The organism is Vibrio navarrensis (genome assembly GCF_000764325.1).
Taxonomy (GTDB): Bacteria; Pseudomonadota; Gammaproteobacteria; order Enterobacterales; family Vibrionaceae; genus Vibrio; species Vibrio navarrensis.
Genome location: NZ_JMCG01000001.1, coordinates 1,311,646 through 1,334,500, shown reverse-complemented (window position 1 = coordinate 1,334,500; position 22,855 = coordinate 1,311,646). Strand labels below are relative to the sequence as shown.

18 protein-coding genes and 1 riboswitch are annotated in these 22,855 nt (G+C 47.5%); of the genes, 7 read left to right on the top strand and 11 right to left on the bottom strand.

The genetic code is table 11. The annotated features are described in order from the left end of the window. Positions 1 to 129 precede the first annotated feature (129 nt). Genes mukB through cmoM form a run of 4 tightly spaced genes read right to left on the bottom strand, consistent with a single transcriptional unit; the run spans position 130 to position 7,436 of the window. A complete protein-coding gene (gene mukB / locus EA26_RS06020) occupies positions 130 to 4,587 on the bottom strand; it encodes a chromosome partition protein MukB (RefSeq protein WP_039425483.1) in 4,458 nt (1,485 codons plus the stop codon). Further along, positions 4,584 to 5,306, bottom strand: coding sequence for a chromosome partition protein MukE (mukE, locus tag EA26_RS06015; protein WP_039425480.1), 723 nt, complete (start codon positions 5,304 to 5,306; stop codon positions 4,584 to 4,586). The genes mukB and mukE overlap by 4 nt, the downstream gene beginning before the upstream one ends. Further along, entirely contained in the window at positions 5,287 to 6,624 is a 1,338-nt protein-coding gene (gene mukF, locus EA26_RS06010; RefSeq protein ID WP_039425479.1) for a chromosome partition protein MukF, read from the bottom strand. Before mukF ends, mukE begins: the two co-directional genes overlap by 20 nt. A 2-nt stretch (positions 6,625 to 6,626) precedes the next feature. Next, positions 6,627 to 7,436, bottom strand: coding sequence for a tRNA uridine 5-oxyacetic acid(34) methyltransferase CmoM (gene cmoM / locus EA26_RS06005; RefSeq protein ID WP_039425476.1), 810 nt, complete (start codon positions 7,434 to 7,436; stop codon positions 6,627 to 6,629). A 97-nt stretch (positions 7,437 to 7,533) separates the two neighbouring features. Here cmoM and elyC point away from each other — a divergent pair, with 97 nt between their 5' ends. Continuing rightward, positions 7,534 to 8,337: an envelope biogenesis factor ElyC gene (gene elyC / locus EA26_RS06000; RefSeq protein WP_039425473.1), complete on the top strand. Its 804-nt coding sequence runs from the start codon at positions 7,534 to 7,536 to the stop codon at positions 8,335 to 8,337. A 99-nt stretch (positions 8,338 to 8,436) separates the two neighbouring features. Here the strand turns inward: elyC and torR are convergent, their stop codons facing one another. Further along, the gene (torR, locus tag EA26_RS05995) at positions 8,437 to 9,150 is read right to left on the bottom strand and encodes a two-component system response regulator TorR (protein ID WP_039425470.1); all 714 of its coding nucleotides are present in this window, start codon (positions 9,148 to 9,150) and stop codon (positions 8,437 to 8,439) included. A 238-nt stretch (positions 9,151 to 9,388) separates the two neighbouring features. Between torR and torD the strand changes: the two genes are divergently transcribed. The 5 genes from torD (at position 9,389) to EA26_RS20260 (ending at position 13,512) form a co-directional block, all read left to right on the top strand. Beyond that, positions 9,389 to 10,033, top strand: a complete 645-nt coding sequence (torD, locus tag EA26_RS05990) for a molecular chaperone TorD (protein WP_039425468.1) — start codon at positions 9,389 to 9,391, stop codon at positions 10,031 to 10,033. A gap of 303 nt (positions 10,034 to 10,336) precedes the next feature. After that, the gene (purR, locus tag EA26_RS05985) at positions 10,337 to 11,341 is read left to right on the top strand and encodes an HTH-type transcriptional repressor PurR (RefSeq protein WP_039425465.1); all 1,005 of its coding nucleotides are present in this window, start codon (positions 10,337 to 10,339) and stop codon (positions 11,339 to 11,341) included. A gap of 192 nt (positions 11,342 to 11,533) precedes the next feature. Continuing rightward, positions 11,534 to 11,623: riboswitch (cyclic di-GMP riboswitch) on the top strand. Positions 11,624 to 11,741: 118 nt separating this feature from the next. Continuing rightward, positions 11,742 to 12,335 (top strand): TfoX/Sxy family DNA transformation protein, encoded by a 594-nt coding sequence (locus tag EA26_RS05980; RefSeq protein ID WP_039425463.1) that lies wholly within the window; start codon positions 11,742 to 11,744, stop codon positions 12,333 to 12,335. Positions 12,336 to 12,504: 169 nt separating this feature from the next. Continuing rightward, on the top strand, positions 12,505 to 13,194 hold the full coding sequence (locus EA26_RS05975) for a TVP38/TMEM64 family protein (RefSeq protein WP_039425458.1): 690 nt from the start codon (positions 12,505 to 12,507) through the stop codon (positions 13,192 to 13,194). A gap of 3 nt (positions 13,195 to 13,197) precedes the next feature. Continuing rightward, positions 13,198 to 13,512, top strand: coding sequence for a putative signal transducing protein (locus EA26_RS20260; RefSeq protein WP_081947034.1), 315 nt, complete (start codon positions 13,198 to 13,200; stop codon positions 13,510 to 13,512). Positions 13,513 to 13,519: 7 nt separating this feature from the next. On the opposite strand, the gene EA26_RS05970 is transcribed toward EA26_RS20260, so the two are convergent. The 4 genes from EA26_RS05970 to topA form a co-directional block, all read right to left on the bottom strand. Further along, the gene (locus EA26_RS05970; RefSeq protein ID WP_039425457.1) at positions 13,520 to 14,320 is read right to left on the bottom strand and encodes an alpha/beta fold hydrolase; all 801 of its coding nucleotides are present in this window, start codon (positions 14,318 to 14,320) and stop codon (positions 13,520 to 13,522) included. 138 nt (positions 14,321 to 14,458) lie between these two features. Beyond that, positions 14,459 to 15,922: a glycogen synthase GlgA gene (gene glgA, locus EA26_RS05965; protein ID WP_039425455.1), complete on the bottom strand. Its 1,464-nt coding sequence runs from the start codon at positions 15,920 to 15,922 to the stop codon at positions 14,459 to 14,461. Then, positions 15,912 to 17,129 carry a glucose-1-phosphate adenylyltransferase gene (gene glgC / locus EA26_RS05960; protein WP_039425453.1) on the bottom strand — a complete coding sequence of 406 codons (1,218 nt, stop codon included), beginning with the start codon at positions 17,127 to 17,129 and terminating at the stop codon, positions 15,912 to 15,914. The genes glgA and glgC overlap by 11 nt, the downstream gene beginning before the upstream one ends. Before the next feature lie 511 nt (positions 17,130 to 17,640). Beyond that, on the bottom strand, positions 17,641 to 20,265 hold the full coding sequence (topA, locus tag EA26_RS05955) for a type I DNA topoisomerase (protein ID WP_039425451.1): 2,625 nt from the start codon (positions 20,263 to 20,265) through the stop codon (positions 17,641 to 17,643). A 400-nt stretch (positions 20,266 to 20,665) separates the two neighbouring features. Here topA and EA26_RS05950 point away from each other — a divergent pair, with 400 nt between their 5' ends. After that, positions 20,666 to 20,911, top strand: coding sequence for a YciN family protein (locus EA26_RS05950; protein ID WP_039425450.1), 246 nt, complete (start codon positions 20,666 to 20,668; stop codon positions 20,909 to 20,911). 69 nt (positions 20,912 to 20,980) lie between these two features. On the opposite strand, the gene aroA is transcribed toward EA26_RS05950, so the two are convergent. Continuing rightward, positions 20,981 to 22,267: a 3-phosphoshikimate 1-carboxyvinyltransferase gene (aroA, locus tag EA26_RS05945; protein WP_039425442.1), complete on the bottom strand. Its 1,287-nt coding sequence runs from the start codon at positions 22,265 to 22,267 to the stop codon at positions 20,981 to 20,983. A 124-nt stretch (positions 22,268 to 22,391) separates the two neighbouring features. After that, a complete protein-coding gene (locus EA26_RS05940; protein WP_039425440.1) occupies positions 22,392 to 22,838 on the bottom strand; it encodes an outer membrane lipoprotein in 447 nt (148 codons plus the stop codon). Between the last annotated feature and the right edge of the window lie 17 nt (positions 22,839 to 22,855).

Genomic DNA, 22,855 nt, shown 5'->3' with positions numbered 1-22,855 from the left:
CGTTTACATAACAAACAGTTGCAATTGGCAGCGAACATGCAGTGATGATCGGCATTGTTTGCTTTTAGTTGCCGCCAAGATCAAAAACACCCGCCATATCGGGCGGGTGTTTAACTTACATTGCAAAGATTAGAAGGCTTCCAACAGCTCCTGAGCCTCGCTCTTTGGCTTTCTCTCTTGACCAAATCCGCGCAGCCCAACCACATGCACGTGTTCATGATCTTTAAACACTTTGCGCACCAGTTTATAGGTTGTGCCCTTCTCTGGGCTGATGTTCTCAGGCGCGGCGATCAAAAGTTGCATGTCGAGACGATCACACAGCTCGAACAGCGTCGAGATCGATTTCGCATCAAGACGCGCAGCTTCATCCAAGAACAGCAAGCGACAAGGGACAATATCTTTGCTGCGCAGACGACGCGACTCCTCTTCCCAGCTTTGCACCACCATCAGCAAAATCGACTGACCAGTACCGATCGCTTCACCGGTCGATAGCGCGCCCGATTCGGCTTGTAACCAACCGTCTGAACCACGGTTGACCTCAATGCTCAACTCAAGGTAATTGCGGTAATCAAGCAGCTCTTCACCAAGTACTTGTGGCGAACGTTGGCCCATATCAATGTGTGGATTGACGCGTTGGAACAGTTTCGCCATCGCTTCCGAGAAGGTATAACGCGGCGATTCAAACAGATCTTTGTGCTGTTCTTGCTGCGCTGCTAAACCGTTCAGCAACACTTCATGGCTTTCCCGCACTTTGACATTCAGTCGCACCCCTTTCACCTGACCAAAGGCGATGTTGGACAAGCCTTGGTTCAGCATGCGGATACGGTTTTGCTCACGTTGAATGGTTTTCTGGATAATACTCGCCACCGATTCAGAACTGATCGCTAGGCGGTTTTCACGCAGCGTCAATTCTTCAGTCAAACGAGCCAGTTCCACTTCCATCTCTTCAATCGCTTCTACCGGATCATCGGTACGAATGATGTCTTGGCGGATGCGCTCACGCAGATGCTGATAGACCGCAATGTAGAACAGGACTTTGCGCTCTGGCCGCGAGTTGTCTTCCGACAAGCGCAGCGCGTCACGCAGATCGTCGTTATTCGCCACCGCTAAACGCAATGCGCCAAGCGATTTATCCGACATTGAGCGCAGCTCATCGGCGGAAAGGTAAGCGAGCTCACGTTTGTGCAGGCGACGTTCAACGTCATTTTCACGAGCTAAACGCAATACCGAGCACCAACCTGCTTTGGCGGCCACAACAAAGGTACGCAGATCACTGTAATCTTTCTGCACTTTTTTCAGACGCTTGGCGAGGCCTTTCATTTCAAGCTCGGTCGAGGTGATGGTGCGCTCGTATTCACTCTTGCGACTGCGCGAAGTGTGTAGGCGCTCATGCAGTTCATCACGACGACGAATGGCTCGCTCTTGCGCGCCTTCATCAGCGTGCACACCAAACTCTGCCAACTCTTGCTTAAACTCTTGCACCGTTTCCAGTTTGGCTTGATACGAGCTCTTCAGTGAAGCAAGCACCTGATTGTACTGATTCATTTGCCCTTGGGCTTGTTTCAACTCTTCGCGATAACGTGTACGGCTGCGCTCCGCTGCCACCAATTTGCCGCGAAGCTGCTCACTGAGCTCGCTGCCTTGGTTAAGCAGATCAACCGAATCGGAATAAGCAAAGTAGTGGCGACGTTCCACCAGATCCGACAGCGCAAAAATCTGCTTTTTCAGTTCTTGCAGAGCGAGGTCGGCGCTTGCAAACTGGGCCTCAAGCGCGTCAAACTGCTCTGGGTCAGCCTCCAGCACCGAAGCCATTTTTTCCAGTTCCACGACCGCTTTTCCATGCTCGCTAATAAAGGCTTTCGCTTGAGTAAGTTGGCTGATTTGTGCTTCAACTTCGGCAAAACGCGCTTCGATCGTCTCGTCTTCAACCAATCGCATGTTCGGCGCAAGTTTATCTAGTAGCACCAAGGCTTGCTTACTGCTACTGATCTGCGTGCGGTATTGTTGCTCTTTGCCTTCCAGCTCACTCAAGGTGCGAGTCAACTGGTTGTACGTATCACGCGCTTTACTTAGCGCCAGCTCTGGGTCAGCAGCAAACGCCACTTGGATGTGTTCAGCAACAAACTGGTTGAAGGCTTGGAACAGACGCTGCATTTTCTGCGCATCAAACGCCGCTTTGGCATGCTGCTCAACCACCTCTTCACGCTCGCTTCGCAGCAATTCTAAACGCTGCTCACGCGCTGCGCGGCCAAAAAGAGGAATTTCCGGCAAGCGCGAGTAACGCATTTGACGCTCATTCAGGCGCACGCATACCGCACCATGCAGCTCTTCGGCGTTGAAGGAGCTGTCATCAAAGGCGTCGATATCCCCTTCGATGATGTAAAGGTCTTCGGGACAGTCGTCCAACTCAACCAATTTATCTTCGATGCCGGACAGATCAGAGACTACGATGGCGTGGCGCGCTGGGCCGTACATGGCACTAAAGTACGGCGCATCATCAATGGTGATGTCATCGTAAATCTCCGCTAGCAGCACACCACCGAGTGTATCCGCCAAACCTTTCAGGCGCGGATCGTTCGAGCCGCCTGGCGATGCCAAACGCTCAATCTCGCTTTCGAGCTTGGCGCGACGCTCTGCCAATTTGTCTTTGCTCAGCGACAGCGTTTTTTCGCGCTCGAGCACCATCTGCATCTGTGACATCACCGATTGGCTGTCGGCAAGCTCGGCACCACTTTGCTCTCGGAGTTTCTCCAGCGCATCATTGGCCGCAATCCAACTCGGCGCGAGCGCTTGCAAATGTGCGATCTCAGCGCGGGTGTCTTGTTCTAGACGGCGCTGCTCACTGCGCTGTTCACGAGCTTCTTCTAAGCTCATCTCCAGAGAATCAATCAGCTCGTGGTGACGCTCACGCTCTTGCTCGAACACCAGCTCATCGCTTAGCGAAACATTGTGTTGCTTGCGGTATTCATCCGCCATTTCTTGGGCTTGACGCTGTGCGTTCAGGCTACGTTCCAAATCACGATACTGTGCACGCCACTGAGATTCATTGCTCAGCAACTGCTGCGCCGCACGCGCTTGTTGCATGACGCTGCGAGCCTTCTCTGCCGCTGACGCACGCTCAACGGGACCAGTGATACTTTGTAACCACTTGAGCGCTGTTTCAAACTGCTGCGCAGCGGCCGAAGACATATCCAGCTTGTGTTTAAGTGCTAATAGGGCTTGGGTTTGTTGCGCTTCGCTCTCTTTGAGCTGAGCAACCATTGACTGCGCACTTTCCGCGCTCAGTTCATCGTTACCAAGCAGCAGTTTGGCTTTTTCCAGCGCTTGCACCGCTTGCTGATATTGAAGAGCACGCGTTTGTTGCACATCCAGCGCCTGCTGATAGTCAGCGAGCTGAGTCTTGAGGCTATCCACCTCTTCTTCGGCAACTGTTGCCTGCTCTTCGGCCATCAATACGCGCTCTTGCGCCTCCTCAACGACCATACTCTGCTCTTCGAGACGCTCGTTCAGTTCTTCAAGATCTTCTTGATAACGCTCGATCTTCTCTTGCTGACGCAAGGCGTTTTGCACCAACTGCAAGTGATCCGACGCCGCTTGATAATCTTGCTCTAATGCCGATTCCGACTCGATCAACAGCGCCAGCTCTTCCTGAACGCGAGTCAGTAAGCTATTTTGCTCAATCAGCATTTCGCGTGAGCCAAACAGCTCAGAGCGCAGAGAAAGGGTTTGTTCTAACTTGTTGCGGCGATCGTTGGCGTGGCGCATGTAGTCGGCGGCCACGTAGTTGGTTGATTCGGTGATCAGGTGTTTGAACAGATCACGATCCGCCTGCGTGGTTTTGATCGCTTCCAGCGTCATGCGGTTTTCGCGCAGAGCCGATTCCATGTCTTGGAAGGCTTTTTTCACCCCACCGTTTTGCGGTAAGAGATAATCGCGCAAAGAGCGGGTGATTGCGCTTGAGATACCCCCATAAAGCGAGGCTTCAATCAGGCGGTAGAACTTAGAGCGGTCACTTGAGTTACGCAGCTTTTTCGGGATCACGCCAAACTCAAACATTTGCGAGTGGTAATCGACAATCGATGGGAACGATTTAAAATGCGCGCCTTCAAACTGGCCAACACACTCTTTCACATCATTCAATTGGCGCACGCGAGCCTGAGTTGACGAAACGGTTTCAATCAGCACATCGGTCGGCTTCACATGGCTCGGCAAGCCTTGAATCACAAACGGTTTGATGTCGACTTTTTTATCGCGCCCTGCCACTTGCTGCAGTTTCACTGCAAACAGCAAACGTTGGTTGCGCGAGTTCACCACATCCAGCGCCGCATAGCACGCACCTGGCTGCAATTTACCGTAGAGGCCTTTATCGCGTGAGGCTTGGCTACTCCCCGCCTCAGTGGTATTGCGAAAATGCAGCAAGCTTTGATCAGGGATCAAAGCGGTGATAAATGCCGCCATGGTGGTCGATTTACCCGCGCCGTTGCCGCCCGAGAGAGTCGTCACCAGACCATCGATATCAAAAGTACGAGCAAAGAAGCCGTTCCAGTTGACCATGGTCAGCGATTGATACTTACCTCTTTCAATCATGCTTCACCCTCTAATTCTGCTTGCTCGTTAAATTCACTATCGTCTTCATCACCCAATAGGCTGCCTTGTGTTGGCTCTTTGGTATGCACCACCGCTTCACCGTCGCGGATGAGGCGAAGCTGCGCTTCACGCATGTCATCGCCAACGCGAACGTCAGCGCCAAAGCGGAATACCGCTTCACTGATGCTGAACTTACCGGTATCGCCGATATGGATGATCATGCCAAGACGGCGCAGACGACGAAGAGAGGTGCGCACTTTCTCAAACAGCTTTTCGCGGTCAAGATCCGAGCCAGAAGCGCGATTAGTGACCAGCTTCATCAGCTTCTTCTCATCCGCCAGCGCCAGCAACTCTTCGTACAGTTCTTGATTGGTGAAGATGCCTTCGTGCGCCAAACGTTCTGGGCTGAGATAAAGAAAACAGAGCACTTTACCCACCAGCATGTCCAGTTCAGACAAAACGCTGCGGCCAATCAGCGAGGTTGAACGCGGGCGCAGATAGAAAAAGCCTTCGGGCGCTTTCACCAGCTCGGTGTTGTAGCGCTGATAAAAAGACGATAGCTCGACTTCAAAGTCGCAAAGTAGCGCGTGGTTATCCAGATCTTCGCTGGAGATGTGACGGCCTGCACGCAGCATGCTATCTAAAGCGGGAAAAAGCGGGTTACAAATCGCTTTGGCCAGATTCTCTGGCATGTATTCATTAATATCGGTCGATGACATTTGCTTGTACCTTTGCACCAAAATCGTTGATCGCCTGCCAATCGGGCTGAATCGCCTGATAATCCGACTCGGAATAGCCAAGACGGACCGCTTGGTCGATAACCATTCGTGCTAAATCAAAATGATGAGTCTGAGGGTGTTGCGCGAGGTAATCGCGCAGTACTGTGCCGAGATCAATCGGTCTGCCCTGCTCTTTATGCGCTTTAAGCATGCCGCCAATGCGCTCAGCAAGCTCATCATTGACTTGTTGAAACTCTTCATATTCCACTTCTGCGGGGACTTGTCCGGTGACTTCTTCATCACGCAGCATCAGCGCTTCGTCGCGAAGATCGCTCAGGCGCTCTGCATCGGCATAGGTGAGATACCAAGGCAGATCAAAGTAGTCCTTCACCGATTGGCGTAGGCGCGAGCTAAAGGCGCGGTTCTTATCCATATCGATGGCCGTACGGATGAACTTGTGCACGTGGCGGTCATAACCGATCCACAAATCAATCGCCTGCTGTCCCCAACTGACGATGCGATCAAGTTTCATCTGCAAACCAAACAGCGTCTCCTCGATAAACTCCAGTTCAGGATCGCCATAAACCAGCTCTTGGATATCCAAAATCTGCGTTTGTAGCTCGTCGCCTGCCGCTTGTAGCGTATCTTGTAACTCTTTGAGTGTATTGGAGGTTTCAGAAAGCAGAGACTCACAGTTGTTGATAGCATCACGCCAGTCTTTGTTGAGCAAATCAGCAATCTGCTGTTTAACCGATTGCTGCTGTTCATCCATCACACGCTGGTTGAGATCGATCTGATCAAAAATCTCACCGACCGAGTACTTGAGCACCCCGTAGACATTTTTCTTCCAATGCTCTGCGGTTCCCCCTTTTTGAGCGGCATCAATGGCTCTGGCCATTTCACCAGCCACCATAGAGAGCTGAATCGAGAGGCGGAGTTTGGAAAATTCTCGGTGACGGACGTAATAGTCGGTGATACCAATCGCCAGTGGTGACAAACGATAGATACTGGCTCCATCGGTCACTTCACTGGTAAAACGGCTGATAAGGCGCTGTTTAACCAGTTCGTTAATTGCATTGTTGGCTCGAAACGCCGACGCCTCGCCTGTTTCTTCAAATAATCGAGTGACGATAGTAAATGCATCATGCAATTCACCTTCACCCAACTCTTCATCGAACCTTTCGTTACTTAACACCGCGATGGCTATCAAAAATGCCAGACGTTCTGTGGTCAGGTTCAATGAGAAATCGTGCTGCTTAACCCAGCTAACCAATTCATCGATTGGTTGCTCTGCAGCATTGAGAGTTGTCTCACTCATTGTTATTCCTGCTTTTCTTTCTTTTTCGCCCATACATGGATGTATCGGCCTAGCGAGAGGTATGGTTCTTGTCGGCACAATTGCCTTTCCAGTGCCAACACGTCTTCATACTGGTAGTCACCCATATTCTGCCGGTTACCTATGTAGTCGCTAAAACAGCGAATACCGGATTTTCCACCAATCTCAAATCCTGCGTCTTCAATCCACTGATAAACCTGTTGTGGATCCAGACCTTGCTGCGGTTGCAGTTTAAAGCGTTTTCGATGTGGCATGCCTTGTAAAACATGCGGAATATTGCCGCACACCACATTTTTATAAACCAAGCCATGATGGTTATAGAACATGATGGATGCCGCCCCGCCCGGTTTCACTTGCGCAAGCAGTGTCTCTAACGCGCTTTTCGGATCGGCCAACCACTCCATCACCGCGTGAAACAGCAATAAATCCACTGGTTGATCCAGATGTTCAGCAATGGACTGCACCGGAGCATGGATCAGCCGATACTGCGCAAGCAAACCGTTTTTTGCAATATCCTGTTCAGCCAATTGCAGCATTTCAGAAGATAGATCACATAACGCGACCTGATGTCCGAGCCTAGCAAGCTTTTGCGACATTTGCGCTAAGCCACCACCCGCATCAAGAATAGTCAGCGCCTTTTTATCACCATCAATTGCGGTTAAAACCTGTTCAAGGTCTTCCCAAACAATCACTTGGCGGATCTCTCCTTTATCTGATCCGTAAATATTTTTTGCAAATTTGTGGGCAATATCGTCGAAATTACGGTCTTGGTTCACTGTGGCTTGGGTTATCATATCGAATCGTGCTGCTATTCTGTCATAAGGAAAGCAGGAATAAAGAGGGATTCTCTCTTTTTTACTGTCAAGTGATGTTTTTTCGGACTATTTCTGTATGTTTGAGCTGAAAAAAGCGGTATCGGCGCTTCTCATGCCTTTGCCTGCGCTACTCATCATCGGCCTGCTCGGCCTGATGTTGATTATGTTTACCACCAGGCAAAAAACAGGTTGTTTTGTCATTTTGTTCTCTTTTATCGGTATTTTTCTGGTTTCATTCCAACCCGTTGCCAGCAAACTTTTAATGCCTCTAGAGCGCCAGTACTCGGTCTTTTTACCTGAAGTGCAAAGTGTCGATTACGTGATGGTATTGGGTAATGGCCATGTAGTGGACGACCAAATTCCCCCGACCTCTGAACTCAGTCGCACCGCCTTGATGCGCCTTGCTGAAGGGATTCGCATTTTGCGTATGTACCCGGGAGCAAAAATGATTTTATCTGGTTACGCTGGCGGCTCTGAAATCAGTCATGCGCGGATGATGGCAAATGTGGCTTTAGCGCTTGGGGTAGCGAAATCCGACATTATCTTGTTGGAAGATGCCAAAGATACTTGGGAAGAAGCACGACAGGCCGCCGCTTTTGTTCGGCAGAAGCAGTTGGTGCTGGTTACCTCGGCCAGTCACATGACCCGAGCTTTGAAAGAGTTTAACGATGCAGGCTTAACCCCTTTGCCAGCACCTACCAACTATTTGGCGCAAAAAGAGATCACCCAAGCTTGGGACAAATACGCGCCGAAAGCGCTCTATTTAGAGCAGACCGAACGTTATTGGTATGAAACCTTGGGTCTCATTTGGCAATCTTTGCGCGATTTACTGACCACCGCGCCTAACAACGAAAAAGTCGCCGCGAAAAATCCTGCTTAAAAAAAGAAGCCATCCATTAAAAAACGAGCTGACTATGTAGCTCGTTTTTTATTGTTCGGCATTGAGATCAAGCGGCCTGCTTTAGCCCATTTCTGGCTTTTAATCCCCCGCGAACATATAGCCTTCGCCGTGAACCGTGACAAAAATTTGCGGATTCTTGGGGTCAAACTCCATCTTGGCACGCATGCGGCGAATCAGCACGTCGATGGTGCGATCGTTCGGCGCATCAACACGATGGCTAATCATGTTTAAAATGCGCTCACGGCTCAACACCTGGTTGGGATATGACGAAAGTGCCACCAGCAACTCATATTCCGCCTTGGTTAATTTTACCGGTTCACCATTGCGGCTCAATGCCCGGCGATGAATGTCAAACGTCCAATCAGCAAAGCGCACAATGTGCTGCTGCTGATCGTCAGTACGCCCTTTTTGCTTCGCCGTATCGGTTAACGACATCCGCCACAAGAGGTTCTTCACCCGAACTAACAGCTCTCTTAACTCAAACGGTTTGGTCACGTAATCATCCGCCCCCATCTCCAAACCGACAATTTTGTCTATGCTATCCGTGCGACCTGTCACTAATATGATGCCGATATCCGATTGGCCACGCAGTTCCCGCGTCAAAAGCAAGCCATCCTCTCCAGTGAGATTAATGTCCAGCATCACCAAATCGATGGCTTGGCTGTTCAACACCTCACGCATTTCTGTGCCGCTTTCTGCTTCACTGACGGTATATCCTTCATTTTGGAAGTAACCCACCAATTTAGCGCGTGTCACTGCATCATCTTCTACGACTAATACGTGATAGCTCATTTACACCACTTTCTGTCATTATTCTCTACGCCGATTCATTCTATTCATAAATAGTCACATTTCTAGCGTCAGAGCAAAGTTAGCACAATAATCTCGGCTTTTATTGATTCAAGACAAGCTTATTTTTCGCCCATTTACAAGGTGACATATAATTAAATAGCCCATTAATAATTAGGCCGACCGCTGTTCATTTTTATTGGTTAGACTAATCAGAGAAACCTTGAGGAGCATAAAGAAAATGCAAGAGATCAAAGCCTTCAACGAAAAGCGCGCCGAAATTTACTGGTGGTTTTCAAGCCTTTTTGCCAGAGAGTTGAGCCAAGTGGAACTGGACAAATATCACAGCGCAGAGATTCGTTCATTTCTTTCTGGTTTAGCAGAGAATGACCGTTTGCGTGTCGAAGTGCAGCAACTGGTGCAAACGCTGAACAAACTGCTCGACCGTCAAGATGCTCAGCTTGAACTGGCCGCAGACTTTTGCGACCTGTTTCTGAAAAGCGCAAAACATGGCGCTTTGCCTTACGCTTCTATCTATCTCGACCAATCTGGGTTACTCAACGCCGAACCAGCCAGAATGATGGAAAAGCTGATGACAGAGCACGGCGTGAGAGTGAGCGACACTCTCAATGAACCTGCGGATCATCTCGCTATTCAACTGGATTTTTTAGGCCATCTGATTATTCGTTCGAATGAGCTGGAGCAAGAACGTCATATGGAAAGCGCCTTTGCCGAGCAACAGCAATTTATTGAAAGCATGCTACTTTCTTGGCTGCCGCGATTTCACCAGCAGTGCCTTCAACATGACCAATTTGGCTTCTACGCCAGCGTTGCAAAACTATTAATTGCATTTTGTAAACTGGACAGTGACTATTTACTTGGATAATAATTACAGGCTTATCAATAGAGCAATCACTCGACTGAAGATTAACCAATAAAGTGTGAACACGGATACAATATTCGCGTGCTGAGCTGGTTGCCTGCTGACGTATCTCGATATAAAATTGAGACCGCAAACGATAAAATATGAATTTAATGCAAACCGCTGAAAAACAGCGGTTTTTGTGTTTTTTTAGCTAAGCTGCTGCTTTTCTAGGGTCTCTCCATGTTCAAGACCGATTCGAAGAAAGGTAGCAAGAGCGTTACCCGGCTCAATGTTCTCCGCGGTAACCTTGGACAGGACAAAATTATGGCCACAATTAAAGATGTCGCACGTTTAGCCGGCGTATCAACCACGACAGTTTCACACGTGATCAATAAAACCCGCTTTGTTGCAGAAGCAACGCAAGAAAAAGTGATGAAAGCGGTGGATGAACTCAATTACGCGCCTAGCGCCGTCGCACGTAGCTTGAAATGCAATACGACTCGTACCATCGGCATGCTGGTTACTCAGTCAACCAATCTCTTTTTCTCTGAAGTGATTGATGGTGTAGAAAGCTACTGCTACCGCCAAGGTTATACCTTGATTCTATGTAACACTGGTGGCATCTATGAAAAGCAGCGCGATTATATCCGCATGCTGGCTGAAAAACGCGTCGACGGTATCTTGGTGATGTGTTCAGATCTGACTGAAGAACTGCGTGAAATGCTCGATAGACACGCAGACATTCCAAAAGTAATCATGGACTGGGGCCCAATTAGCTCACAAGCGGACAAGATCATCGATAACTCGGAAGAAGGCGGTTATCTCGCAACCAAGTACCTGATTGATAACGGTCACAGCAAAATTGCCTGCCTGAGTGGTCATTTCGAAAAAGCCGCCTGTCAGGAGCGTATTCTTGGTTTTAAACGCGCGATGGCGGAAGCAAACCTAGCGGTCAACGAAGATTGGATCTTAGAAGGTAATTTTGAATGTGACACAGCGGTACTGGCTGCCGATAAAATTGCCTCTTGGGACGATCGTCCAACCGCGATTTTCTGCTTTAACGACACCATGGCACTTGGCCTAATGAGCCGTTTACAACAACTCGGCATTCGTATTCCTGAAGACATGTCGGTGATCGGTTACGACAACATTGAACTGGCCGAGTACTTCTCTCCGCCGCTGACCACTATTCACCAACCAAAACGTCGTGTGGGTAAAAATGCATTTGAAATTCTACTAGAACGCATTAAGGACAAAGAGCACGAAAAACGCATTTTTGAGATGCATCCTGAAATCGTTATCCGTGATACGGTTAAGAAATTGAACTGATAATGTTAAAAAATAGACGCTATTTAGGCGTCTATTTTTTTGTGTCAAAACAAAATCATTATTGTGACAAATAACCAAATATTCTCGTGTACGAGTTTTGGCTCATTTTCCGCAAACTATTACCTGAACCAAGATCACACTTTTAATTCTAAAATGTGATGTTAGTCCAATAGAAATCGTATCCTTTAGCTGTCACGCACAGGGCAAACCATCTGAAAGGGTGGGACGCAAAGCCTCCGGCCTAAACCAAATGTTGTTTTGGTAGGTAGCGGGGTTCCCGATGGCAAAAATGCATTACATTGAGTTGACTCTCTAATGACATCTTGTATGCATTGGTTTGCTAGTCTCTCGGACCTGATTTATGGGTGGCGTAATTGTAATTACACCGAGATAACACATCATGGATAAACCGATACTCAAAGATTCGATGAAGCTTTTTGAGCAACTTGGTGCGATAAAATCTCGCTCTATGTTTGGCGGATTCGGCCTTTTTGCAGATGAGACCATGTTTGCATTGGTCGTCAAAGATCAGCTTCATATTCGCGCGGATCAAAACACAACCTCATTGTTCGAAAAACAGGGCCTTAAGCCTTATGTTTACAAAAAACGTGGCTTCCCTGTTGTTACCAAATACTACGCGGTAACCGATTCCCTTTGGGATAACAAGACTGCACTGATGAGCGTCGCAAGACAAGCTTTGGACAGCGCCCGAAAAGAGAAAGAGCTTCAAGCCGTTGCCAAACCCGATCGTCTGAAAGATTTGCCAAATCTAAGGCTGGCGACTGAGCGTATGCTGAAAAAAGCAGGTATTGAAACGGTTGAGCAGTTGGAAATGCACGGCTCTGTTGGGGCTTATGAAGCGATAAAAAACACGCACAGTGGAAGTGTTAGCCTTGAACTGTTGTGGGCGTTAGAAGGCGCTATCAATGGAACTCACTGGAGCGTCATTCCTCAAAAACGCCGAGATGAGTTAGTCAATAAGCTTTCCTCTTAAGCTTGAGTAAGTTTCTGAAAGCCACATCCGCAACGAAGTGGCTTTTTCTTTGCTCCGCTTTTTCTTTACTCTGCTTATTCTTTACTCTGCTTAGTTTTTTTCGCCTTGCCCGAAATTTTTTTGTGTTTTTCCCTGTCTTAGATTAGAGAATTAAACTTGGAAAAACGCGATGAATAGAAAAATGCTTTTTGGCCTTATTTTAATCAGTGTGATGGCTATTTTGGTCTATCATTTTGCTCCCTACCTCACTTTAGAAAATGCCAAAGCTCAACAGCAACTCCTTAGCGACTATATCAGCCAACACTGGCTAACGGCCGCAATCAGTTACTTTGTCCTATACGTCGCTCTGACTGCTTTCTCCATCCCCGGCGCCACTGTCGTTACCTTACTCGGTGCTGCCTTGTTCGGGTTTTGGTTTAGTTTACTGCTCGTCTCTTTCGCGAGCACGGTAGGCGCTACATTAGCTTTTTTAAGCAGTCGATATTTGCTCAGAGAGTGGGTGCAAAAGAAATTTGCTGACAAGTTACAAGCCATTAATCAAGGTGTTGAGCGAGATGGATCTTTCTATCTTCTATCACTTCGACTTATCCCAGTGTTTCCTTTTTTTCTGATTAACCTTCTGATGGGGTTAAGTAAAATGACAGCCAGTCGCTTTTACTTAACCAGTCAAGTTGGCATGCTACCCGGCACCGTTGTCTATCTAAACGCGGGAACACAAATCGCCGAGATCGATTCACTCTCTGGGATTGTTTCGCCCGCCGTTTTGCTGTCGTTTCTATTACTCGGGCTTTTTCCTATCGTGGTGAAATGGTTGATGAACAAATATCGCCCTCAGTCTGCTGTACAGCGTGAACGGTAAGTCATGCGTGTGTTTACTGCTAATTCCCCTGTCGAGGCGCATATCGTCTGTCAACTGTTGCGAAATGAGAATATCAGGTGTGATGTACACGGAGAGGGGCTGTTTGGCTTGAAAGGCGAACTACCCGCGACCAGTGAAAGTGACCCCTATATTTGGCTACATGAGCCTCAGCAATACCAGGCAGCACTGAAAATCGTTAGTGAGTACTTGCAAAAGCCCTGCGTTGCTACTCATTGGTACTGTTCAAACTGCGGTGAGGAAAATGAGGGCCAATTCGCTCTCTGTTGGTGTTGTGGCGAACCTGACAGTACCCGTTAACCACACATCAGATCTTAATTTGTCTGCGAATAAAATTGATTGAATAGCGATTAAACTCTTCAGGGCGTTCGACGTTGCAAACATGCCCACAATCGCGGATCTCCAACAGTTCGCTCTGTTTATGAACTGCAACCATCTCTTTTACTGGTTTGATAAACATGTAATCTTTATCACCCATCAAATAGAGCGTTGGAATTGGCAACTCTCTTTCTTTGAAGTAGCGCATCAGAGGGTTAACTTCCGCCGCCAGAATAAACCAACGCTTGAACTCCTTTTGACACAATTTCTTTGCTTCACGGATAAACAGGTGTCGGGATTCTTGCTGGTTCTTTTGCGGCATGACGATATAGGCGAACAGTTTATATAGCCACATGTAAGGGAGAATGTGCTTACCCACATTGCCAAGAGACACCAAAAACTGCGAGCGGGCATCTAAGCGAGTAATAGCGCCACCAAGTACCATCGACTTCACGCGTTCACTTGCCATCTCCGCAAGATTTCTAACAATAATGGTGCCAAGAGACATACCGACAAAATGGGCTGAGTGGATTTTAAGATGATCAAGCACCTGAAGAATATCGTGCGTCACCGCTTTAAACGTGTAGCGGCTACTCATCAGATCTTTAAACAACTGATTCGATTTTCCGTGTCCTCTTAAATCCACCAATAGCAGATTGAAGTGTTGCTTATATGCTTTGATCTGTTTAAACCATATTGAGGAGCTGCCTCCAGCACCATGGACAAAAACCACCCACTCCTGACTGGTTGGATGTAAATAGGTTTTATGAAACAGTAACGTTTGAGGCATGGATTATACCGCTCATTCACTCTTAGCTAAATATAGGGCGGAAATCCTACCATAGAAAGACTCAATAGCGATTTGCGTTGGAATAAAAAAAGCAAAAAGGCACGTAAAAGCGTGCCTTTGACTCAATTTTTTGCTTCGTTAACCAATCCTGAGCGCCGCTTTGTACAGATTTAAATATTGCTGAGCGGCTTTGCTCCAGCAAAAGTCTTGCTGCATCGCTTGCAGTTGTACTCGGCGGACTTCCGCTAGATTTTGCGCATAGAGAAGCAACGCGCGCTGCATACTGATCAACAGAGCTTGAGGGGTTGGATCTTGGAAAACAATTCCGGTTGCATCAGCAGGATTTGCGTCGTAATCATTCACACTGTCTTTCAAACCACCCACACCACGAACGATTGGCAAGGTGCCATACGCCATGCTGTAGATCTGATTCAAACCACATGGTTCAAACTCAGAAGGCATCAGAAAGAAATCCGCAGCCGCTTCGACTAAGTGCGCAAGTTGATTATCGTATGCTTCGACAAAGACAAGCTTATCAGCAAAACGCGCGGCAATATCTCTGAGTTCCATCGCGAGGAGCGGATCTCCTGTCCCAACAATCACTAATTGAGCTTCATGCTTTAAAAACTCGCTCAGGATCGGCAGCAGATAGTGTACCCCTTTTTGATGGGTCAGCCGGCACACCATACCAAACATCGCCACGTCTTTGACGGGAAGCCCAACTTGTTGTTGCAGTGCCGCTTTACAGTCGCGTTTGCCTTGTTCCATGCTGTGCAAGGTCGCTTCATAGCGCGTCGGCAGAAAGGCATCTGTCTGAGGATTCCAAGCCGAATAGTCACAGCCATTGAGGATACCCACCAAATCTGCTGCGCGATATTGAAACTCCCAAGCCATGCCATGGCTACCCAGTTCGGTTTTAAGCTCTTCTGCATAGGTAGGGCTGACCGCGTTGATCTTATCTGCGGTCATCACTCCCGCTTTGAGCATAGTGATGTGAGTTGCACTCACCGCCACTTCAGGGACATATCGGCTATGGAACTCAGGTAGGCATTGAAGTTCTTGGTAACTGAAAACACCTTTGAACACGGCATTATGGATAGACAGGACGCTGCGTGTTTCGGCAAAAAACTCGTTGTTGGCGTAACGATATTTGAGCAGAAACGGGACTAAGCCAGTATGCCAGTCATTGGCATGCACTATGTGTGGACGAAAACCGATCTTAGGCAACATATCCAAACAAGCTGCACTGAAAAAGGCAAAACGCTCGCCATTATCGGCATAAGATTGATTGTTTTCCGCATACATGGCTGGTCGATCAAAATAGGCAGCACACGCAATCAGATAGACGGGGAGATCACCTAACATCCGCTTCTTAACTTGATAAGAGGTATGCGGCCAGAAATCCAACTGACTCTCCAACACGACTTCATCGTCAGAAAGACCATCTATCGCTGAATAGGCCGGAATAACCAGCCTCGCGTCTTGCTCAAGTTCAACCAAGGTTTCTGGCAGTGCCTTGGCGACATCCGCCAAGCCACCGCTCTTGATCAACCCTTCGGCCTCGGAAGCAACAAACAAAACAGACAAGTTGCTAGTAGCCAACACGAGCTCCTTTTGGAATCACCACAATACCCTCTTCCGATACGTGGAAGTGTTTCTTATCTTCTTGCAAGTTCACCCCAATCTGCGTGCCAGGTGCCACGTCAACCTCTTTATCCATGATAACGCGGCGCAGTACGCAACCTTCGCCGATTTTCACATCACCTAACAGGATGCATTCACTGATGTCACAAGCTGAAGCGATGTTGCTGCGAAAACCTAAGACAGATTTTTCAATTCTTGAACCGCGCACATAGCTACCATTGCTGACTAGGCTATCAATGATCTGAACACGGCCATTAGCAGAGTCGGTAAACGTCGCTGGTGGTAGTGGTGGATGATAGGTATGCAATGGCCACTTACGGTTGTATAACGAGAACGGCGCATCGTGTTTCAACAGGTCCATATGCGCTTGCCAGTAAGAGTCAATCGTGCCTACATCACGCCAGTACACTTGTTCTTTCTCACCAGGAATACGGTTTAAGCTAAAGTCATAGACGAATACATCACCACGTGGGAACATTTTCGGAATAATGTCTTTACCAAAATCGTGCGATGACTCTTCATCATCGGCATCTTCAATCAGTTCAGAGAACAGTACTTTTGCTTCAAACACATAGTTCCCCATTGAAACCAATGCATGCTCAGGATCACCAGGGATAGACTTCGGATTCTGTGGCTTTTCTTGAAAGCCAACCATGCGACCATCAGCATCCACTTCGATGACACCGAACTGTGACGCTTCAGAAAGAGGCATGCGCAATGCCGAAACCGTTAACGAGGCTTTTTTCTCTTTGTGGTAATCAAGCATCTGCTTGATATCCATTTTGTAGATGTGGTCTGAACCAAAGATACACACTTGATCAGGCTCAGAAAGCTCCATGAAACGCAAGTTTTGGTAAATCGCGTCTGCAGTTCCTTCGTACCAACGCTTCCCTGTTCGCATTTGTGCTGGGATCGGGTCGATAAAACGGTCAGTAATACCGTTGATGTTCCACCCTTTCTTCAAATGGTGGAACAGAGATTGTGATTTAAATTGAGTCAGTACGTAGATACGCATCAGATCGGCGTTAACAAAATTGTTTAACGCAAAATCGATAAGACGATAGCTACCGCCAAAAGGGACGGAAGGCTTACTTCTCGATTCCGTCAACGGACGTAATCTTGAGCCTTCACCGCCAGCAAGAATCATTCCCAAAACACCAGCCATTCGTTGTTCTCCATTTCGTTATAGTCTGGAAAGATTGCCCAGTTACTTAAATAGCCTATGGGGGGGAGTAACTGAGCGTAATTATTTGTTTTAAATTTATTTTTCCTGAGCTTTATCAGTCATTTTTATCAATAAGCTCAAGGGTTACATGCCAATTTCATGCTTTTGTATAAGGTATCTCATTGCCAATAAAATACAATTTCAAAAGCGGCATTGTGTGTACAGTACAACCGTTTCGTTGGGAAGACGTTAGCCAAGTCACACTCAAACGAGTGTTTAGTTACACAAATGGAACAATTGACTTACAGATTGCCGACACCCATCTGTTTACTCGATGATGAACAAGATAAGAAATCGGTATTAAAAAGAAATGACAGCGAGCAAGCAGAGAATGGCTAGCACAACAAGACACAGATGTTGTGCACGTTGTGAGCAGGAAACAGAGTTGAAACGAAAAAGAGCAGCGATGCTGCTCTTTGATTTTCTCATTACAATTAAACCGACGGTCGGCTTATTTAGTTTTCTTACGCTTATCGGAAACAACCCATTTCCCGTTTTCGTAGAGCGCAGTCCATCCTGTCGGTTTACCGTCTACTTCCGTTCGAACGTAGTTTTCCTTGCTCTTACGGCTAAAACGTACTACCGCTTCTAAACCATCGGGGTCGTGCGTCGGTGCCGTAGCCAAGTATTGATATTTCTCAGGTAAGCGCTCAACAAAACGCGCTAACTCAGAAACCAATGGAGCTCTCGTCTCTCGAGATTTAGGGAAATTGCTCGCCGCCATAAACAGACCCGACGCACCATCACGTAGCACAAAGTAAGCATCTGAAGTACTACAAGGTAACTCAGGGAAATGTACTGGCTCTTCTTTCGGTGGCGCGACTTCACCATTTTTCAAGATCTTACGCGTATTTTTGCAACTTTCACTGGTGCAATCCATGTATTTCCCGAAACGGCCATTTTTCAGCACCATATCAGACCCACATTTATCGCACTCAACCACTGGGCCATCATACCCTTTCACTTTGAACTCACCGTATTCAACAAGGTAGCCTTCGCAGTTAGGGTTGTTACCACATACGTGCATTTTACGCTTATCATCAATTAGGTAGGCGTCCATTGCCGTCTCACAGATCGGGCAACGTTTCTTCGCGCGCAGGGCAGCAGTTTCCACATCCTCTTCAAGAACGTTGATAATGCCGTCTTCATCACCAAGGTTAATCGTCGTTTTACAACGCTCTTTTGGCGGAAGTGCATAGCCTGAGCAGCCTAAAAAGACACCAGTTGAAGCGGTACGTATCCCCATGGGGCGCGAACAAGTCGGGCACTGAATATCGGTCATGACGATATGGTTCAGCTTCATCCCACCTTCATCTTCTTCTTGCTCTGCTTTCTCAAGATCTTGAGTAAAATCAGAGAAGAAGTGATCGAGTACCGCCTTCCACTGCACATCACCTTCGGCAATTTGGTCAAGCTTTTCTTCCATCCGAGCGGTGAAATCATAGTTCATCAAATCATTGAAACTTTCATCCAAGCGATCAGTGACAATTTCACCCATTTTCTCTGCATAGAAACGACGTTGATCCACTTTGACATAGCCGCGATCTTGAATCGTTGAAATGATCGATGCATACGTTGATGGACGACCAATGCCTCTCTTCTCAAGTTCCTTCACTAGCGCCGCTTCGGTAAATCGCGCTGGTGGCTTAGTGAAGTGCTGTTCCGGCTCAAGTGATTCGAGTGTCAGTTTTTCACCTACTTGAACAGCAGGTAAAATCGTGTCTTCATTCTTACCCAACGGTCTTTGTACGCGTGTCCAACCATCAAACTTTAGAATGCGCCCTTTGGCTTTCAACGTGTATTCAGCCGCTTTGACACTCACGGTCGTCGAATCGTACTCCGCTTCTGTCATTTGGCAGGCGACAAATTGGTTCCAGATCAACGAATAGAGTTTATGAGCGTCGTTATCAACCCCTTCTAAATCATCAGATTTAATTTGGACATCGGATGGACGTATCGCTTCGTGCGCCTCTTGAGCCCCTTGCTTGCTACCGTAAACCAGCGGATTGGCTGGTAAATAACGCTCACCAAACTGAGAAGAGATATAACCGCGTACAGCCTCTACAGCTTCACTACTTAGGTTGGTCGAGTCGGTACGCATGTAAGTAATATAGCCTGCTTCGTACAAACGCTGCGCGAGCATCATGGTTTTCTTCACCCCGTAACCTAAGCGTGTGCTCGCGGCTTGCTGCAAGGTGGAGGTGATGAAAGGTGCTGATGGCTTGCTCTTCGTTGGACGATCTTCTCGTTTGCAAACTTCAAATTGAGCTTTTTGCAAAACGGCCATCGCCGCTTGTGTTTCCGCTTCGTTCACAGGACGGAAAGTATCGCCAGATTTTTGCGCCACCAACAGTTTGAACGCGGTCGAATCTGCGGTCATGGTATTCGCGTGCAGATCCCAGAACTCTTCGGGGACGAACGCTTTGATTTCGCGTTCACGCTCCACCAGCAACTTCACCGCAACCGATTGAACTCGCCCGGCAGATAAGCCTCGAGCGACTTTTTTCCACAGTAATGGCGAAACCATAAAGCCCACCACTCGGTCCATAAAACGTCGAGCTTGCTGGGCATTTACACCATCCATGTTCAACTCACCAGGGCGCTGAAACGCCTGCTGAATCGCATTCTTAGTAATCTCGTTAAACACCACTCGTTTATAACGCGCTTCATCACCACCGATGATCTCACGAAGATGCCACGCAATAGCTTCCCCTTCGCGGTCCAAATCGGTTGCGAGATAGACAAAGTCAGCGTCTTTCGCGAGCTTTTGGAGCTCACTCACCACTTTTTCTTTGCCCGGAAGGATCTGATAGTTCGCTTCCCAACCGTGATATGGGTCTATCCCCATCTTTTTGATCAACGATTTACGATCTTTCTCTTGCTTAATACGAGCTTTCTCTTCTGCGCTCATGCCTTTAGTTGAAATGGCAGCCGCTTTCTCACCCGTACTTTGCCCAGCCGTTGGTAGATCACGCACGTGACCGACACTGGACTTCACGACAAAGTCTTTCCCAAGATACTTATTGATCGTTTTAGCCTTGGCTGGCGACTCCACTATAACGAGAGATTTACCCATATTGACTCTAACGCCCTTAAAATGATGTCATTATTGTCAGCGATAGCTAACAATAATCGGTACGCTGTACCATTATGAAACTTCTTTTTTTACTATTGTGCGATATCAAAAGAAGATCAACTGCTTTTTTACATTTCAGATCCGATTGGTCGACAATTGGTCGCCATCGCTCTGGGCACGACAGAATCGACAAGTGCCTAAATTTAGGTCGGTATACTAAGCAGTTGATAAATAGCTATGCGAATATAAAAGTGATTTTTATGTTGCACATCACAAAACCTTGCTTGTAAGAGCCATGTTCTTTACCACTATTGCCCATCTTCGTTCGGAATAAACGTTGAAATCGTTTCAGCACACTCTAGACTATTCACATTGCTGTTTCCCCAAGAGATAAAACTAAATGACCGAGAAGAAACCCATTTCAGAATTCGAGCTGCTACTCATCGCCAATCACTTAATTCAGGAACATGAAGACTATTTTGCAGGCATGCGCGCAACAAGTGTGGAAGAAAAAGAAGAAGTTTTGATCTTCAAAGGAGAGTATTTTTTAGACTCAGATGGTCTACCAACACCACAAACGACTGCTGTATTTAATATGTTCAAATACCTAGCGCACGAGTTGTCAAAAAAATTCACCCTCAAATAAATAACAATGAGCCTTGGCGTTTAAACCAAGGCTCTGTTTTAGAAATGGCAAAACCTCTTCCCGACGGCTTTATGCCAATTCGCTTAATTGCGCCAACTTATCGAAGTAATCTGGGAACGTTTTCGAGGTACATTTAGGATCATTGATCGTCACAGGCGTGTCGCTGAGAGCCACAAGAGAAAAACACATCGCCATTCGATGGTCATCATAAGTATCAATCGCCGCATGCTTGAGTTGCTTGGTTGGTTTAACGATCAGGTAGTCTTCGCCCTCTTCGACTTCCGCCCCCACTTTACGCAGTTCTGTTGCCATGGCGGCAAGACGATCCGTTTCCTTTACTCGCCAATTGTAAACGTTACGAATCGCCGTCGTCCCTTGAGCAAACAGCGCAGTGGTGGCGATGGTCATGGCTGCATCGGGGATATGGTTGTAATCCATATCAATGCCTTTCAATTGACCCACGCGTGAAATCACATAGTCGTCGCCCCACTCAATTTCCGCGCCCATTTTTTCCAATGCGTGCGCAAACTGAATGTCACCTTGAATACTATTCTTACCGATCCCGGTGACTTTAATCTCTCCACCTTTTATCGCGGCGGCGGCCAAAAAGTACGAAGCAGAAGAAGCATCACCCTCCACCAAGAAATCCCCCGGCGCAAGGTATTGTTGCCCTGCTAGAATAACAAACTCTTGGTACTCCTTGTTGATCACCTGCACACCAAATTGTTGCATGATGTGCAAAGTGATGTCGATGTACGGCTTCGAAACCAGCTCACCTACAATCTTGATGGTCACTTCACCGTCAGCTAACGGCGCTGACATTAAAAAAGCCGTCAAAAACTGGCTGGAAATAGAGCCATCAATGCTGACCATCCCTGCTTTCAATCCAGTCGCCTTAATTTTAAGCGGTGGAAAGTGTTCATTCTCCAGATACTGAATATCTGCTCCCGCCGCTCGAAGCGCGTCCACTAGATGACCAATGGGACGCTCTTTCATACGGGGTTCACCAGTAAGTACATACTCACCTTGACCTAGACACAAAGCGGCGGCAAGTGGACGCATCGCCGTGCCAGCATTACCCAAAAACAACTCTGTTGCCTCTGTCACCGTAAATGGGCGCCCCAATCCATTCACAGTACAAACGGTTTTGTCGTCGGAGAGTTGGTAATCGACGCCAAGCTTGCTCAACGCATTGAGCATATGACGAATATCATCACTATCAAGCAGGTTGGTTAGTCTTGTTGTCCCCTGCGCGAGTGCGGCGAGCAGGAGCGCGCGGTTTGAAACACTTTTAGAACCCGGCAGGTTCACTTCACCATTAACTTTCTTAATTGGTTGTAACGTAAGGCTTTCCATTAATTGAGACGATCCTTGAGCTTCAGTTGCCTTCAACTGAGAGCATCACTTTATTCTTCGTGGATTCAGACTAACCAAAAAGCCCGCATAAAACCAGTGCTAAGCCGTGAATAAATACTCATTCTTACATCGCCAGATCTACCCGCACACCTTGGTCAAAATAGAGAATTCTCACCTTCGCTCCCGGATTGAAAAGCATGTTTTTATCAACATCCTGAATAACATTGATCAAAACACCTTGCTCACTTTGAATCAGCAGTTCAACCAACTGGTAGTCCACTTGGTATTCACTACGACTCTGATTATGTGCAATTGCCGCGCCCGCCAGCGCTCCAACCGCAGTCGCCACCTCCTTGCCACTGCCGCCGCCAAACTGATTGCCCACTAACCCGCCGATGGTTGCTCCTAGCAGCGTCTTCCAGCCATTGCCTTGTGAACGTTGTACCTCCTGATGCGTGATGTAGCGAACGGATTGCACCTCGCCATATATGACTTTGTTCACGGGCTTTGCTACATTCCTCTCATAGGACGCATAAACCAAAAAAGAAAGAAGAATAGACACCATAACCATTTTTTCATAACTTACCC

What these genes read in the sequence shown, in the direction of transcription:
- EA26_RS05975 (WP_039425458.1), top strand. Translation starts at nt 12,505, where the DNA reads ATGAATAGAAAAATGCTTTTTGGCCTTATTTTAATCAGTGTGATGGCT.
- EA26_RS05980 (WP_039425463.1), top strand. Translation starts at nt 11,742, where the DNA reads ATGGATAAACCGATACTCAAAGATTCGATGAAGCTTTTTGAGCAACTT.
- mukF (WP_039425479.1), bottom strand. Translation starts at nt 6,624, where the DNA reads ATGAGTGAGACAACTCTCAATGCTGCAGAGCAACCAATCGATGAATTG.
- torR (WP_039425470.1), bottom strand. Translation starts at nt 9,150, where the DNA reads ATGAGCTATCACGTATTAGTCGTAGAAGATGATGCAGTGACACGCGCT.
- glgC (WP_039425453.1), bottom strand. Translation starts at nt 17,129, where the DNA reads ATGGCTGGTGTTTTGGGAATGATTCTTGCTGGCGGTGAAGGCTCAAGA.
- elyC (WP_039425473.1), top strand. Translation starts at nt 7,534, where the DNA reads ATGTTTGAGCTGAAAAAAGCGGTATCGGCGCTTCTCATGCCTTTGCCT.
- topA (WP_039425451.1), bottom strand. Translation starts at nt 20,265, where the DNA reads ATGGGTAAATCTCTCGTTATAGTGGAGTCGCCAGCCAAGGCTAAAACG.
- EA26_RS20260 (WP_081947034.1), top strand. Translation starts at nt 13,198, where the DNA reads ATGCGTGTGTTTACTGCTAATTCCCCTGTCGAGGCGCATATCGTCTGT.
- mukB (WP_039425483.1), bottom strand. Translation starts at nt 4,587, where the DNA reads ATGATTGAAAGAGGTAAGTATCAATCGCTGACCATGGTCAACTGGAAC.
- aroA (WP_039425442.1), bottom strand. Translation starts at nt 22,267, where the DNA reads ATGGAAAGCCTTACGTTACAACCAATTAAGAAAGTTAATGGTGAAGTG.
- torD (WP_039425468.1), top strand. Translation starts at nt 9,389, where the DNA reads ATGCAAGAGATCAAAGCCTTCAACGAAAAGCGCGCCGAAATTTACTGG.
- cmoM (WP_039425476.1), bottom strand. Translation starts at nt 7,436, where the DNA reads ATGATAACCCAAGCCACAGTGAACCAAGACCGTAATTTCGACGATATT.
- EA26_RS05940 (WP_039425440.1), bottom strand. Translation starts at nt 22,838, where the DNA reads ATGGTTATGGTGTCTATTCTTCTTTCTTTTTTGGTTTATGCGTCCTAT.
- mukE (WP_039425480.1), bottom strand. Translation starts at nt 5,306, where the DNA reads ATGTCATCGACCGATATTAATGAATACATGCCAGAGAATCTGGCCAAA.
- purR (WP_039425465.1), top strand. Translation starts at nt 10,337, where the DNA reads ATGGCCACAATTAAAGATGTCGCACGTTTAGCCGGCGTATCAACCACG.
- EA26_RS05950 (WP_039425450.1), top strand. Translation starts at nt 20,666, where the DNA reads ATGACCGAGAAGAAACCCATTTCAGAATTCGAGCTGCTACTCATCGCC.
- EA26_RS05970 (WP_039425457.1), bottom strand. Translation starts at nt 14,320, where the DNA reads ATGCCTCAAACGTTACTGTTTCATAAAACCTATTTACATCCAACCAGT.